Here is a 13,624-nt window from a genome sequence, read left to right as displayed (position 1 = left end):
GGGTGGTGCGGGCGGGGCCTTGACGTGGTGGGGACGGGTTGCGGGCTGTGGACGGCCGGAGCCGTCCCACCCCGCGGCGGTGCCATGCTGGTGTTTAGGGGATCCCCCGGCGCTGATGATCGGACCGGCATATGCGCCGCCGTCGTCACGCCTCCTCACGCCCCTCACACGCCATCACGACGCTTCGTGCACGATCTCCCCCGCCACCGCCACCAGTTCGCACACCGTGCCGGGGATCTCCTCCGGCTCGACCGCGAAGATGTCGCGCGACAGCACGACGAAGTCCGCGGCCTTCCCCACGGTCAGCGAACCGCGTTCGTGTTCGAGGAAGTTGGCATAGGCCGAGCCCATCGTGTAGCCGTGCACGGCGGTCGTGACGTCCACCGTCTCGCTGGGCATCCACGCTTCGCCGCCGCCGAGCGGTTTGCGGGTGACCGCCGTGTAGATCCCGATCATCGGGTCCATTTCGGCGACGTTCCAGTCGCTGGAGAACGCCAGCACCGCGCCCGCCTCGTCCAGGGAGCGCATCGGCCACGCCTTGTGCCAGCGGCCTTCGCCGACGTTCTCCGCCCAGTCCTGGCCGGGGCCGGCGATCTCCGGGGCGCAGTGCCGCGGCTGCATGCAGGCGACGACGCCGAGGTCGCGGAAGCGGGGGACGTCGTCGGGGTCGAGGCATTCGACGTGCACGACCTGGTGGCGGGCGTCGCGCGGCCCGTTGGCGGTGCGGGCGTGCGCCACGGCATCGAGGACGGTGCGGATGCCGCGGTCGCCGGTCGCGTGGACGAAGCACTGGAATCCGCGCGCGTCGAGCTTGGCGAGCAGGCCGGCGAATTCGTCGGCCGGGTAGAAGGTGTCGCCGCGGTGGTGCGCGCAGCCGTGGTAAGGCTCCAGCAGGGCGGCGGTGCGCGGTTCGACGACGTCGTCGATGTAGAGCTTCAGCGGGCCGACGGTCAGCCGGTCGTCGGCGAATTCGCGGGCGGCGGCGGCGAAGTCGTCGAGGTCCGCGTCGGTGGTGCCGCGCGGGTGGAACAGCGCTGCGACGATGCGGGAGCGGAGCCGGCCTTCCGCGCGGGCGCGGGTGAACAAGGCCAGGTCGTCGAGGGAGTTCTGCGGTTCGACGACCGTGGTGATGCCGAAGCGGATCGCGTCGTCGAGGCTGCGCGCGAGACGGCCGTACTGGCGGTCGGCGCTCGCCCACGGCACGCCGAGGGCCTGCAGTGCCCGATGGCCGTCGCGGGACAGGCCGCGGACCGCGAAGTCTCTGACGAAGCCCGTGGGTTCGCCTGTGGCCTCGTCTTTGTGGACGCGTCCGTACGGGAGTTCGTCGCTGTCCCGGGTGATGCCGAGGGTGCGCATCGCCGCGGTGTTGAGCCACGCCGTGTGCACGTCGTAGGAGAACACGATGGCGGGGACGTCGCCGGTGGCCGGGTCGAGGTCGGCGGCGGTGGGCATGCGGCCGCCGGGGATCGCGGAGTAGTCGAAGGCTTCGGCTTCGATCCACGCCGCGCCCGGGTTCGCGGCGTGCCAGGTGCGGATGCGGGCGTGGATCGCGTCGAGGGTGCGGGCGCCGGCGAGTTGCACGCATGCGCTGTCGGAGCCCAGGCGGACGTGGTTGTGGGCGTCGACGAAGCCCGGCAGGACGCGGCGTCCGGCACCGTCGAGGACGCGGGTGCCGGGCCCGATCCAGGCGTCGGCGCCGGTGTCGGGTCCGAGCCAGGCGAGGCGTCCGGCGACGACGGCGAGCGCTTCCGCCGCGGGCAGGTCGGGGTCGACGGTGTGGATGCGGGCGTTGCGCAGGACCAGGTCGGCGGTCTGGGACACGGTGTACTCCGGTGGTGGTGCGGGGTGCGGTGCGGTCGGGCCGTGCGGCGTGGCGGGTCAGCCGCGCGGCCGCGGCCGGCGGAATTGGGGTTCGCGGCGGGCGAGCACCCAGTACAGGAGGCCGGCGACGACGGCTCCGGCGAGGGTGTAGTCGCCGTCGAGCGGGGCGACGAGGGGGCCGGTCCACAGCGCGGATTCGGCGCAGAGCGCGGCGACGGCGATGCCCGCGGCGAGGGCGGCGAGCCCGGCGGCGTGGACGCCGCGGGTGTACCAGTAGGTGCTGCCGGGGGTGGCGTCGTGGAGGGCGTCGGCGTCGTAGCGGCAGCGGCGCATGAGGGTGTCGGCGACGAACACGCCGCCCCAAGGGGCGAAGACCACCAGCAGCACGGACAGGAAGCTCGTGAGGGACTCGGTGAAGTCGACCCAGAACAGGGTGGCGAGGGACCCGGCGGCGATGACGGCGGTGCTGACGACGATGCCGCGGGCGCGGGACCACGGGATGCCGAGGACCTGGAGGTTCAGGCTCGACGAGTAGAGCGTGAGGATCGAGTTGGTGACCGAGCCGCCGACCACGAGGAACAGGAACAGGCCTTGGAACCAGCCGGGCAGCAGGTCGGCGACGCCGGCGACGGGGTCGGTCATGTCGGCTTGGGTGGCCGCGGCGACGCCGACGACGCCCAGGAGGACGGACGACAGCATGCCGCCGATCGCGCCCCACCAGGTGATCGAGCGCAGCGTCGTAGTGCGCGGGAGGTAGCGGGTGTAGTCCGACGGCATCGGCAGGTACGAGACCGGGCCGGCGATCATGACGACGAGGGCGAGCGTCCAGGCGTGGAAGGTGGTGCCGCCGGAGCCGGCCGAGGTGTCGGTGTCGGGCAGGACCAGCACGATGAGGATCGCGAAGCCGACGGCGAGGATGTACGCGGACCACCGCTCGGCGGCCTGGACGGTCGCGTGCCCCCACATGGCGACGGCGAACGTCATCGCGAGTGTCCCGGCGAGCGCCACGGCCCGGGCGAAGTCTCCGCCGTGCCAGCCGAGTTCGGCGAACAGCGCGTCGAGCGCCATGGTACCGACGACGGTGTTGAGGATCGTGTAGCCGATGCCGACGATCCAGTTGAGGAGTCCGGCCGGGAAGTTGCCGTGGATGCCGAAGGCCGCGCGGGAGATGACGAGCGTCGCGGTGCCGGTGCGGATTCCGGCCAGGCCGAGAGCGCTGACCACGAAGAAGGCCAGGCCGCCGAGGACGACCACGGCGGTGGCGGCCCAGAAGGACAGGCCGAAGGCGACGGCGAGGGTGCCGTTGATGACGTAGGTGAAGGTCAGGTTGGAGCCGAACCAGAGCCAGAACAGGTCTTTGGCGCCGCCGTGCCGTTCGGCGTCCGGGATCGGGTCGATGCCGTGGGCCTCGACCTGGAACAACTCGTCGCTCGCCGGGCCGGCCGGTGCGGCGCCGGCCGCTGGTACGGGCGCGGAGTCCACGTTGGGCAGGGTCACCGGGCCTCCCCTCTCGCAGGGCGGAAGCGGGCGACCGGAGGGTGGCCGCTTGCGCAGAGTTTGAATGACGCTCAAGAATCTTGAACGGCACTCAAGGTCGTCGACGCACGGCACCGCTGTCAAGGGTTCGCCGGAAATTTGATCGGCGTTCAAGAAATCCTGCCGCCGCGATAGGGTCCGCACAGGACGGCAGAAGGCCGCGGAAGGCGGGGAGAACCGGTGGCAGCACGGCGCAAGGACGGCCGGATCGCGCAGGACCGCATGCTCGCGGAGGCGGTCGCGGCGATCGCCGAGGACGGCCTCGCCGCACTCACCATGGCCGGACTGGCCGAGCGGCTCGGCACCAGCGGCGGGCACATCCTGTACTACTTCGGCAGCAAGGACCAGCTGCTGCTGGCCGCCCTGCGCTGGAGCGAGGAGCGCCTCGCCGCGGAACGCGCGGAGCTGCTCGCCCGCCGCGTGCGCGCGCCGCGCAAGCTCGATCTGTTCTTCGCCCTCTATCTCCCCGACGGCCCGCGCGACCCGCGCTGGATGCTGTGGCTGGAACTGTGGGCCCGGACCGCGGGCAACGACGAACTGCGGCATGCGCAGGAGGAGATCGACCGCGGCTGGCAGGCCGACCTGGAGACGGTCCTGCGGTCGGGCGCGGAGCGCGGGGCCTGGGCGGCCGAGGATGTCGCCACCGCCGCGTCGGACCTGCTGGCGCTGCTGGAGGGACTCAGCACGCGCGTGGTGCTCGGTCTCGCCGGAACCGGACGCGAGGAAGCGCTGCGGGCGGCCCGCCGCGCGGCGGGCCGCCTGGGCGCGCCGGCCTGACTCGGCCGGCCCCGCTCATCGGCGCGGTTCGTTCCGCCGGCTCAGCCGGATTCGCGGACGACGACCCGCGGGTGCACCACCATGTGGTCGCGGTGCTTGTACGGCTTGTTCTCCATGAGGGCGGTCAGCGCGTCCGCCGCGCCGCCGCCCATGGTGCGGGTGTGCATGGCGACACTGGTCAGGCGCGGCCAGACCAGGTCGCAGAACGGCAGGTCGTCGGCGCCGACGACGGCCATGTCGTCCGGTACCGACCAGCCGCATTCGCGCAGCGCCGAGATGATCATCAGGGCGAAGTCGTCGTTGTTGGCGAACACCGCGGTGGGCGGGTCCGTTTCGCGCTGCCAGCCGCGCACGACCTGGAGGATGTCCTCGCGCACATAGCCGACGTCGACGCGGCGCAGCTGGATGCCGGCCTCGTCGGCGGCGCCCTTGGCGCCTTCCCAGCGGTCGGCGCCGAGCGCGGCGAGCGGTCCGGCGGGCACCAGGCAGGCGATGCGGCGGTGCCCGTTGCCGATGAGGTGCCGGATGGCGACCGCGCCGCTGTCCCGGTTGTCGAAGATCGCCGTCGGCACGCCCGGGTGCTCCTCGCGGCCCCACGCGAAGATCGCGCGGACGCCGGCCCGGCGGAGCACCTGCACGGCGCCGTCGGTGAGGCGGGCGGATTCGGCGAGGACCGCTAGCGGGCGGAGGGCCGCCCAGGCGCGGGCGGCGTCGGCGCCGCGGGCGTAGCGGTCCGCGTGGATCAGGAGGCTCAGCTCCTGGCGGCGGAGCGCTTCGGTGAGTTCGTCGATGAAGGTCTCGAGGAGCTGGCCCATCGGCTGGAGGGGCAGCGGGAACAGCACGACGTCGCTGTTGCCGGAGCGCAGCGACCGTGCGGGGGCGCTGGGCGCGTAGCCGAGTTCGCGGACCGCCTTGAGGACGCGTTCGCGGGTCTCGGCACTGACCCGGGCGCCGGGCGGCGAGTTGAGGACATAGGAGACGGTGGAGCGGGATACGCCGGCGAGCCGGGCGACGTCGGCGCTGGTCGGCGGCTTGGCCGCGGACTCGGACATGTTCATCGCCGACTCCCCTCGGTGCGGCCCGTCGGGCGGGCCGGTCGCGGCGTGTCCTGCGGGGTCGGGCGGAACCCCATGGCGAACACCCCCGTTGTGCAGTTGGGTCCTGTGCGGGTCTTGTCTTGCCGCGCTGGTGCCGCGGACACGAGTCCTGCCGGGGCAGGACGGCATGCGTGGTGCGGGTGGTGCGCGTGGTGCAAGCAGTGCGGGCAGTGCAGGCGGTACGGGTGGCGCTCGATGGTGCTCGGCATGCCGTGCGTGCCGGAGGTCCGCCGCGGGTCGCGGCGTGATCTGCGCCACCTTTCGGTATGCCGAAGAAACCCTACTGTTTCTTTGACTCGATCAGGGGGTTCTCGCCCAGGGATTTACCGGGATTATTCGGACTTCCATCCGGTGTCGAGCCACCCGGAGTCCACAAGATCGCCCATCGCCCCCCAGGCGTCCTCCAGCACCGCGGCCAGTTCGGGGGTGCCGAGGGCGCCGCGCTCGTTCCACTCGTCCATCGCCACCCGGCTCACCGCGTTGAAGCAGGCCACCGTGAGGGCCGCACGCAGGTCGGCGTGCAGGTCGACGCCTTGGCGGCGGGCGATGACCGCGGTCATGAGCCGCTCGGTCTCCATCGCGTGCCGCAGGCTCGCGGCCATCAGGTGCGGGTTCTCCTCGATGAGGCGGCGGGTGCGCACGAACGCCTCGGAGGAGCCGCGCTTGGGGTCGTCGGCCAGCGCGGCCATGACCGTGAAGGTCGCGGTGCGCATCGCGACGACCGGCGGCTCACCGGCGGGGCGCTCGGCGACCGCGTCCACGAAGGCGCGCTCGACTTCGGAGGCCCGGGCGAGCGCGACGTCCTCCTTGCCCGCGAAGTAGCGGAAGAACGTCCGGCGCGACACGTCCACGGCCGCGGCGATCTCGTCGATCGTCGTGGCGTCGTACCCCTTGCGCCAGAACAGGTCGAGCGCCGCGTCGATGAGCGCTTCCCGGGTGCGCTCCTTCTTGCGTTCGCGCAGCCCCGTTGCCGGTGCGCCGTGCTCCACGATCGACTCCCTCCTGCCGAATGGGCCTGCCGAATTGGGCGCGAGTATGCCACCTGGCCCCCGGTGTAATTTGTCTCTCTTTGCCAAATGTCACCCAGTGCCACTAATCTACGAGCGTTCCACGAATTTTCAAGTCCCACCCGGGGGGTCTCCCCATGCCGAACGCCACGACCCTGGAGAAGGGCGCACGACCGCCCGGCTCCTCCGATTCCTCGCCACGATCCGGCACACGCGCCGGACTGCGCGGCAACCCTTGGCTCACGCTGATCGCGGTCGCGCTCGGCGTCATGATGGTGTCGCTCGACGGCACCGTGGTCGCCATCGCCAACCCGGAGATCGCCGACGACCTCGGCGCCTCGCTGGGCGACCTGCAGTGGGTCACCAACGGCTACCTGCTCGCACTCGCGGTGTTCCTCATCCCGGCGGGCAAGCTCGGCGACAAGTTCGGGCACCGCACGATCTTCCTCACCGGCGCGGTCGGCTTCGTCGCCACGTCGGTGGCCATCGGCGTGGCCGGCAACATCACCGCGCTCATCGGATTCCGGGTGCTGCAGGGCCTGTTCGGCGCAATGCTGCAGCCGACCGCGCTGGGCCTGCTGCGCGCCAGCTTCCCGCCCGGCAAGCTCAACATGGCCATCGGCATCTGGGGCGCGGCCATCTCGGCGGCGTCCGCGGCCGGCCCGATCGTCGGCGGCCTGCTGGTCCAGCACATCGGCTGGGAGTCGGTCTTCTTCGTCAACGCGCCGCTCGGCGTGATCGCGATCGTCGTCGGCCTGCTCGTGCTCGCCGACACCCGCACCCCGGGCGTCGGCGGCCGGATCGACATCCCCGGCGTCGCGCTGCTGTCCGCGGCGATGTTCTGCCTGGTGTGGGGCGTCATCAAGTCGTCCGAGCACGGCTGGGGCAGCGCCTACACGCTCGGCTTCCTGGCCGCGTTCGCCGTCCTCCTGCTGCTGTTCGTGGCGTGGCAGGCACGCGCCGCCGAACCGCTCATGCCGCTGCGGCTGTTCCGCAACCGGTCGTTCTCGTCCGGTGTCGTGCTCATGATCTTCATGGCGTTCGGCATGTTCGGGTCGCTGTTCTTCCTGACCTTCTACCTCATCGGCGTCGGCGGGCTCAGCCCCGTGCAGGCCGGGGTCCGGATGCTGCCGCTGACCGTGATGATGGTCGTCGGCTCCGCGCTGGCGGGCGCGCTGGTCGGCCGGTTCGGGCCGCGCATGCCGATGGTCGGGGGCCTGGTGGTCAGCGCGGGTGCGATGTTCTGGATGACGCAGTTCGACGCGGACGCGTCGCTCGCCGCCACCGCGCCGTGCTTCGCCCTCCTGGGCCTCGGCATCAGCCCGATCATGATCGGCGCCACCGACGTCATCGTCGGCAGCGCGCCCGTCGAGCTGGCCGGTGTCGCGTCCGGCATCCAGCAGGCCGCCATGCAGGTCGGCGGCGCGCTCGGCACCGCGATCCTCGGCGCCGTGATGGCCGCGAAGGTCAACTCGACGCTGCCCGGCCACTGGTCGGACGCGGGCCTCGGCACGCTGTCCGGCTCCCAGGTCGACACCCTGAAGGACCCGGTCTCGCAAGGCATCGCGCCGATCCCGCAGGGCACGGCTCCCGATGTCGCATCGAAGATCTCCGAGGCCGCACACGCCTCGTTCCTGGACGGCATGCACCTGTCGTTCCTGATCGGCGCGATCGCGTTCACCTGCGCGATCTCGCTGGCCTTGCTCGTCCGGACAGGCGAGCGCCGCGAGGGCGCGGTGCCCGTACACGTCTAGTCCGGAACGCCGCCGGGCCCGCGCCGCCGCAACCACGGCGCGTACCCGGCGGACGGGGGAACCTGGAGGGGCCGATTGGTGAAGCAGTCGGCCCCTCCGCCTTTCCCGGACAAGATAGACAGGTACTCTTACCGCGTGTATCAGGACTCGCTCGGCGGCATCCGCCCTGGCTCGGAACTCGTCACCCTGCTCGTCGGCGCGGTGCGCGGCATCAGTCAGGTCTTCACCGACCGGATGACGGCCGCCGGCTTCGAGGACATCCGGCCCACCCACGGCTTCGCGCTCACCCTGGTGGCCGAGAACGGCACCACCGCGACCGAGCTGGGCCGCCGCCTCGGCATGACCAAGCAGTCCGCCGGCGAGGTCGTCACCCACCTCGCCCGCCAGGGCTACGTCGAGCGCAAGCCCGACCCGGAAGACCGCCGCGCCCGCCGCATCACCCTCACCACCCGCGGCCGCGAATGCGTGGAGATCATCTGGACCGAACTCGCCGACATCCAGGGCGCCTGGGAAGGCGCCGTCGGCCCCGACGGCCTCGGCGACCTGGTCGCCGGCCTGCGCGAAGGACTCCGCACACTGCGCGACGGCGGGCAGATCCCGGACGGCATGCGGCAGGCCTGGTGGTGGTACGCCTGACGGGCCCCCGCCCGGTGCGCAGGGCGGGCGGCGGTCACGGGTGGAACAGCATGATCACGACGCCGGCGATCCCGACCACGATCGACGCCGCCGCGGTGACCTGGATCGGCACCGTCCCGGCCACGGGTGCCCCGGCGCGCAGTGCCGCCTCGACCCGGCGGTGCCGCAGGATCCCCGTGGCATAGACCCCGGCCCCCACCACCAGGATCAGCACACCGGGAATCGTCCAGGCCCAGTGGTCGAGTTGGTGTCCGGCGTGCAGCATCAGGGCACCGTTGGCGAAGAACGCCATGGACGTGCGCGACCACGCGAGCCGGGTCCGCTCGGGCTGCAGCCCCGGGTCGCGCGGCGGCCCGGACGCGGTCTCGGCGGATGAGGTCATCCCAGCGCCAGCAGGACGATGCTGATGACGATCACCGCGGTCAGCCCCGCGGACAGCACCAGCGGCATGGGCGTGCCCGGCAGCGGCTGCCCGAGGCGCATCGCCCGCTCGACCTGGAACCAGCGCCGGTACGCGGTCGCGGCCAGCACGAGCGCAATCCCGACCAGGACGAAGCCGAGCACCATGCGGTGCGCGCGCGAGCCGAGGTCGGACAGGAACTGCACGACCGCGACGCCGCCCGCGAGGAGCGACAGCGCGGTGCGGATCCAGGCCAGGAACGTGCGTTCGTTGGCCAGGGTGAAGCGGTAATCGGGCTCGTCCCCGATGTCCTTGAGCCGGGGACGGCGCCGATCCGAGGTCATGGTCACGATTGTGCCGGGTGGGGTGCGGGTGCGCTCCTCCCGGGTGGGCGCGTCGGACGCGCGGCGCCCGTTCGGGGCGTCAGGGCAGCCGGAACAGGCCGCCGATCACGTCCGGGAGGAGCCGTTCGGCCAGGGCCGCGGGCAGTTGTTCGAGGAGGGCGAGGACCGGGGCCATGCGCTCCGGCATCGCCCCTCCCCCGCCGAGTCCGGCGAGTTCGAGGATCGCCGCGGACTCGGCCGCGGTGAGCGCCGCCGGGTCGATCAGCGCGGCCGCTTCGACCAGGCCCGGGTCGGCCTCGGCGGGGCCCAGGGTGCGGGCTTCGGCGACGGCCGCGGCGAGGGCGTCGAGCAGTCCGGCGGTCTTGCCCGCGGCGGCCGCGGTGACCGTCAGGTGGACGGTGCGCGGGAGGCCGCCGACGCCGGGCTGCGGCTGGATGTACCAGCCGTGCGCGCGCAGGCAGTCGGCGACGACGAACACGTCCACGGCCGGATCGGCGCTCGCCACCGCGAGGAGCGAGCCGACGGGTTCCCCGAGGATGCGCAGTCCCGGGATCGCGGCGATGCCGGCGCGGAGTTCGGCCGCGGTGCGCAGGGTGCGGTCGGCGAGGTCGGCGTAGCCCGCGTCGCCGATGTGCCGCAGGACCGCCCAGGCGGCGGCCAGCGGCCCGGCGGACTTGGTGCCTTGCAGGGTCGCGTTGACGACGGGGTAGCCGGGCCAGGACGCGGAGGCGAAGTAGCCGTGGCGGCGCAGCTCGGCGTCGCGGAACAGCACGACGGAGGCGCCCTTCGGGGTGTACGCGTACTTGTGCAGGTCGACGGACAGCGACGTCACGCCGGGCACCGCGAGCCCGAAGTCCGGGATCGCGCTGCCGGGCAGCCGGCGGGCGTGGCCGAGGAGCCAGCCGCCGATGCACGCGTCGACGTGGCACAGGACGCCGCGCGCGGCGGCGTGCCCGGCGACGGCGGCGACCGGGTCGAGGACGCCGTGCGGGTAGGACGGCGCGGAGACGACGACCAGCGCGGTGCGGTCGGTGATCGCGGCGGCCATCGCGTCCGGGTCGGGGGTGAAGGTCTCCGGGTCGACGGGGATGTCGACGACGTCCAGGCCGAAGAGGTGCGCGGCCTTGCGGAACGCGGCGTGCGCGGTGACCGGCAGGACCAGCTGAGGGTCCGTCACCCCGCGGGTGGCGCGGGCGTGTTCGCGGGCGGTGAGGACGGCGAGGAGGCAGCTCTCGGTGCCGCCGGAGGTGAATGTGCCCGCGGTGTCCGGGCCGCCGCCGAGGAGGCGGGCGGTGGTCCCGACGACGTCGTTCTCCAAGGCGACGACGCTCGGGAACGCGGTCATGTCGAGGCCGTTGACGCCGGCCATGGCGGCGTAGGCGCGTTCGGCGAGGTCGGCGGTCTCCGGGCCGAGGCCGGCGTCGTAGACGTACGCGAGCGTGCGGCCGCCGTAGACCGGCAGGTCGGCGCCGCGCAGCGCGTCGAGGTCGGCGAGGATCCCGGCGGCGGAGGCCTTGGCGTCGGCGTCGTTGTCCGAGCGGGTCTCGGGGGGCGGTGCGGTCACGGCGTGTCCTCCCCGGTGGCCCGCGGGGCGGGCACGGGCGTGTGGCGCTCGCGCAGTTCGGCGAGCTTCTCCTCGGTCAGGTCGTAGCGCAGGATGAACGGCATGCTCAGCACGAGCAGGACCGCGGGCAGCAGGGTGAAGCCGAACAGGACGCCGGACAGGGCCGCGTCGGGCTGGGGCACGCGGTGGTCGGCGTCCGACGAGACGAAGCCGGTGACCTGCAGGACGAGCGCGAAGATCCCGGCGCCGAGGGCCAGGCCGAGCATTTCGCCGGCCGTCCACACGCCGGTGAAGACGCCCGCGCGGCGTTTGCCGGTGACCATCGCGTCGGCGGCGACGGCGTCGCCGATCATCGACATGGGCAGCATCTGCATGCCCGCGTAGCCGATTCCGGCGATGCCGGTGATGCCGTAGACGACGCCCGCGGGCACGTGGTCCGCGGACGTCATCAGCAGGGCGGCGACCAGGAAGCAGCAGGAGGCGGCGAACGCGGCGGCGCGCTTGCCGAACCGCAGCGCGGCACGCGACCACAGCGGCATGACGACGATCGACGGCAGGACGAGCGCGGCGAAGAGCCAGGTGGTCGCGGAAGGGTCGTCGAGGACGTAGGTGGAGAAGTACTGCACGCCCGCGAGCATCGAGCCGGCGCCGACGGCCTGGATCACGTACATGCCGAACAGGTTCATGAAGGAACGGTTCGTCCGGGCCACCGCAAGCTGCTTGAGGATCGAACGCTCTCCCGCTTCCGCCCGCACGACGGTGCGGGCGCGCGCGGTGGTGAAGAACGCGGCGAGCATCCCCGCCATCAGCAGCACGCCGAGCGCGACGCCCATGACGCGGTACCCGTCGAGGGTGCCCGGGTCGTCGTCCCCGGAGTGCCCGGCGATGAGCGGCGCGATCCCGCCGGACAGCATGATCGCGAAGCTGAGGAACGCGACCCGCCACGCCATCATGCGGGTCCGCTCGTGGTGGTCGGTGGTGATCTCCGCGGGCATCGCGATGTACGGCACCTGGAACGCGGCGAACGCGGTCGCCGCCAGCAGGTACATGCACCCCACGTACAGCGCCGCCCAGTTGCCCGTCAGCGGCGGCCCCGCGAACATCGCCGCGAAGAAGAACGGCAGCGTGAGCGCGCCGCCGAGCATCCACGGACGGCGCGGCCCCCAGCGGTGGTCGGTGCGGTCGGACAGGCTGCCCGTGTACGGGTTGGCCACCGCGTCCCACGCCTTCGGCAGGAACACCACGACACCCGCGACAAGCGGCGTCACGCCGAGCACATCGGTCAGGTAGTACAGGAGCAGCAGCCCCGGCACCGCACCGAAGATCCCGGTGCCGAACGAACCGAGCCCGTAGCCGATCCGCACCACGCCGGGCAGCGCGGACGGCGCGCCGTCGGGGGGCGCCTCGGGCTGCGCATCGGCGGATATTCGGACCGTTTGGCCGGATGTGTCGGAGGAGTCGGGGGCCGACGTCGTCGCGCCGGTGCCCTCGGCGGGAACCATGCCCCGAACGTATTGCCTCGGCACGCCTGCCACTACGTTTTGCAGCCCCGGAAACACGGCGGCGCCCGCCGGGCACGAAGCCCGGCGGGCGCCGGAAGCCGTCTCCGCCCTTCGGGGCGGTCCGGGTGACCCGGAGGTCAGCGGTGCAGGGTCGGCTTGAGGTCCTTCAGCCGCGCCAGCAGACCGTTCACGAACTGCGGCGAATCGTCGGTCGAGAACTCCTTGGCGAGTTCGACGGCCTCGTCGATCGCGACCGCGTCCGGCACGTCGTCTTCCCACAGCAGCTCGTACACGCCGAGGCGCAGCACGTTGCGGTCCACCGTCGGCATGCGGTCCATCGTCCACCCGACCGCGTACGTCGCGATCAGGTCGTCGATCCGCGCCCGGTGCCCCTGCACGCCCTCGACGAGCTGCATCGTGTACTCGGCGACCGGCGGCATGTCCGGGTCGGTCCGCGAACGGCCCACCCAGTCGGCCAGAACCGTGACCGGGTCGCCGCCGCGCTGATCCGCCTCGAAGAGGATCTGCAGCGCCCGGCGGCGGGTCTTGGTACGGGCACCGGCCACTAGTTGTTCACGCGGCCCAGGTAGTCGCCGGAACGGGTGTCGACCTTGACCTTCTCACCCGTCGTGATGAACAGCGGGACGCCGATCTCGTAGCCGGTCTCCAGCTTCGCCGGCTTGGTGCCGCCGGTGGAGCGGTCGCCCTGCACGCCCGGCTCGGTGTACTCGATGACCAGCTCGACGGACGCCGGAAGCTCGACGTACAGCGCCGAACCCTCGTACATCGCGACGGTGGCCTCGAAGCCCTCGAGCAGGAAGCGCGCGGCGTCGCCGACGACGGCCGGGGTGACCGGCAGCTGCTCGTAGGTCTCCGTGTCCATGAACACGAAGTCCTCGCCGTCCTTGTACGAGAACTGCATGCCGCGCCGGTCCACGTTGGCCGTGTCGACCTTGATGCCCGCGTTGAAGGTCTTGTCCACGACCTTGCCGGAGAGCACGTTCTTGAGCTTGGTACGGACGAAGGCGGGGCCCTTGCCCGGCTTGACGTGCTGGAACTCCACGACGGACCACAGCTGTCCACCGTCGAGCTTGAGCACCATGCCGTTCTTCAGGTCGTTGGTCGTGGCCACGGGTGCGGGATCTCCTGCGTTGCTTCGGACCGGCTCCCCACCCTGATCGCGCAC

At 72.3% G+C, this 13,624-nt stretch carries 13 protein-coding genes; 3 read left to right on the top strand and 10 right to left on the bottom strand.

Annotated elements, in window-relative coordinates; translation table 11 throughout:
- Nucleotides 1-174: 174 nt before the first annotated feature.
- Together ABEA93_RS24585 and ABEA93_RS24580 are read right to left on the bottom strand one after the other, a co-directional pair.
- Nucleotides 175-1,821 carry an amidohydrolase gene (locus ABEA93_RS24585; RefSeq protein ID WP_345677908.1) on the bottom strand — a complete coding sequence of 549 codons (1,647 nt, stop codon included), beginning with the start codon at nucleotides 1,819-1,821 and terminating at the stop codon, nucleotides 175-177.
- A gap of 57 nt (nucleotides 1,822-1,878) precedes the next feature.
- A complete protein-coding gene (locus ABEA93_RS24580; RefSeq protein WP_425585074.1) occupies nucleotides 1,879-3,318 on the bottom strand; it encodes a purine-cytosine permease family protein in 1,440 nt (479 codons plus the stop codon).
- A gap of 261 nt (nucleotides 3,319-3,579) precedes the next feature.
- Between ABEA93_RS24580 and ABEA93_RS24575 the strand changes: the two genes are divergently transcribed.
- Nucleotides 3,580-4,134: a TetR/AcrR family transcriptional regulator gene (locus tag ABEA93_RS24575; RefSeq protein WP_345678007.1), complete on the top strand. Its 555-nt coding sequence runs from the start codon at nucleotides 3,580-3,582 to the stop codon at nucleotides 4,132-4,134.
- Between the two features lie 41 nt (nucleotides 4,135-4,175).
- On the opposite strand, the gene ABEA93_RS24570 is transcribed toward ABEA93_RS24575, so the two are convergent.
- Nucleotides 4,176-5,192, bottom strand: a complete 1,017-nt coding sequence (locus ABEA93_RS24570) for a LacI family DNA-binding transcriptional regulator (RefSeq protein WP_345677907.1) — start codon at nucleotides 5,190-5,192, stop codon at nucleotides 4,176-4,178.
- A 371-nt stretch (nucleotides 5,193-5,563) separates the two neighbouring features.
- Complete coding sequence (locus ABEA93_RS24565; RefSeq protein ID WP_345677906.1) at nucleotides 5,564-6,220, bottom strand: TetR/AcrR family transcriptional regulator; 657 nt, start codon at nucleotides 6,218-6,220, stop codon at nucleotides 5,564-5,566.
- A 287-nt stretch (nucleotides 6,221-6,507) separates the two neighbouring features.
- Between ABEA93_RS24565 and ABEA93_RS24560 the strand changes: the two genes are divergently transcribed.
- Nucleotides 6,508-7,992: an MFS transporter gene (locus ABEA93_RS24560; RefSeq protein ID WP_425585083.1), complete on the top strand. Its 1,485-nt coding sequence runs from the start codon at nucleotides 6,508-6,510 to the stop codon at nucleotides 7,990-7,992.
- A 135-nt stretch (nucleotides 7,993-8,127) separates the two neighbouring features.
- Entirely contained in the window at nucleotides 8,128-8,628 is a 501-nt protein-coding gene (locus ABEA93_RS24555) for a MarR family winged helix-turn-helix transcriptional regulator (protein WP_345677904.1), read from the top strand.
- 34 nt (nucleotides 8,629-8,662) lie between these two features.
- Here ABEA93_RS24555 and ABEA93_RS24550 read toward each other — a convergent pair whose 3' ends face one another.
- From ABEA93_RS24550 to efp, 6 genes are all read right to left on the bottom strand, one after another.
- Complete coding sequence (locus ABEA93_RS24550) at nucleotides 8,663-9,010, bottom strand: YidH family protein (protein ID WP_345677903.1); 348 nt, start codon at nucleotides 9,008-9,010, stop codon at nucleotides 8,663-8,665.
- Nucleotides 9,007-9,372, bottom strand: coding sequence for a YidH family protein (locus tag ABEA93_RS24545; RefSeq protein WP_345677902.1), 366 nt, complete (start codon nucleotides 9,370-9,372; stop codon nucleotides 9,007-9,009). The genes ABEA93_RS24550 and ABEA93_RS24545 overlap by 4 nt, the downstream gene beginning before the upstream one ends.
- 79 nt (nucleotides 9,373-9,451) lie before the next feature.
- Complete coding sequence (locus ABEA93_RS24540) at nucleotides 9,452-10,936, bottom strand: pyridoxal phosphate-dependent decarboxylase family protein (protein WP_425585073.1); 1,485 nt, start codon at nucleotides 10,934-10,936, stop codon at nucleotides 9,452-9,454.
- Nucleotides 10,933-12,438 (bottom strand): MFS transporter, encoded by a 1,506-nt coding sequence (locus tag ABEA93_RS24535; RefSeq protein WP_345677900.1) that lies wholly within the window; start codon nucleotides 12,436-12,438, stop codon nucleotides 10,933-10,935. Before ABEA93_RS24535 ends, ABEA93_RS24540 begins: the two co-directional genes overlap by 4 nt.
- A gap of 137 nt (nucleotides 12,439-12,575) precedes the next feature.
- Nucleotides 12,576-13,004 (bottom strand): transcription antitermination factor NusB, encoded by a 429-nt coding sequence (nusB, locus tag ABEA93_RS24530; RefSeq protein WP_345677899.1) that lies wholly within the window; start codon nucleotides 13,002-13,004, stop codon nucleotides 12,576-12,578.
- Entirely contained in the window at nucleotides 13,004-13,570 is a 567-nt protein-coding gene (gene efp / locus ABEA93_RS24525) for an elongation factor P (RefSeq protein WP_345677898.1), read from the bottom strand. The genes nusB and efp overlap by 1 nt, the downstream gene beginning before the upstream one ends.
- Nucleotides 13,571-13,624: the final 54 nt, after the last annotated feature.

It is taken from the genome of Yinghuangia aomiensis, from assembly GCF_039542225.1.
Taxonomy (GTDB): Bacteria; Actinomycetota; Actinomycetes; order Streptomycetales; family Streptomycetaceae; genus Yinghuangia; species Yinghuangia aomiensis.
The sequence above is the reverse complement of the archived record's forward strand: the minus strand, read 5'-3'. Positions and strand labels throughout refer to the sequence as shown.

What these genes read in the sequence shown, in the direction of transcription:
- ABEA93_RS24575 (WP_345678007.1), top strand. Translation starts at nt 3,580, where the DNA reads ATGCTCGCGGAGGCGGTCGCGGCGATCGCCGAGGACGGCCTCGCCGCA.
- ABEA93_RS24570 (WP_345677907.1), bottom strand. Translation starts at nt 5,192, where the DNA reads ATGAACATGTCCGAGTCCGCGGCCAAGCCGCCGACCAGCGCCGACGTC.
- ABEA93_RS24560 (WP_425585083.1), top strand. Translation starts at nt 6,508, where the DNA reads ATGATGGTGTCGCTCGACGGCACCGTGGTCGCCATCGCCAACCCGGAG.
- ABEA93_RS24550 (WP_345677903.1), bottom strand. Translation starts at nt 9,010, where the DNA reads ATGACCTCATCCGCCGAGACCGCGTCCGGGCCGCCGCGCGACCCGGGG.
- ABEA93_RS24545 (WP_345677902.1), bottom strand. Translation starts at nt 9,372, where the DNA reads ATGACCTCGGATCGGCGCCGTCCCCGGCTCAAGGACATCGGGGACGAG.
- ABEA93_RS24535 (WP_345677900.1), bottom strand. Translation starts at nt 12,438, where the DNA reads ATGGTTCCCGCCGAGGGCACCGGCGCGACGACGTCGGCCCCCGACTCC.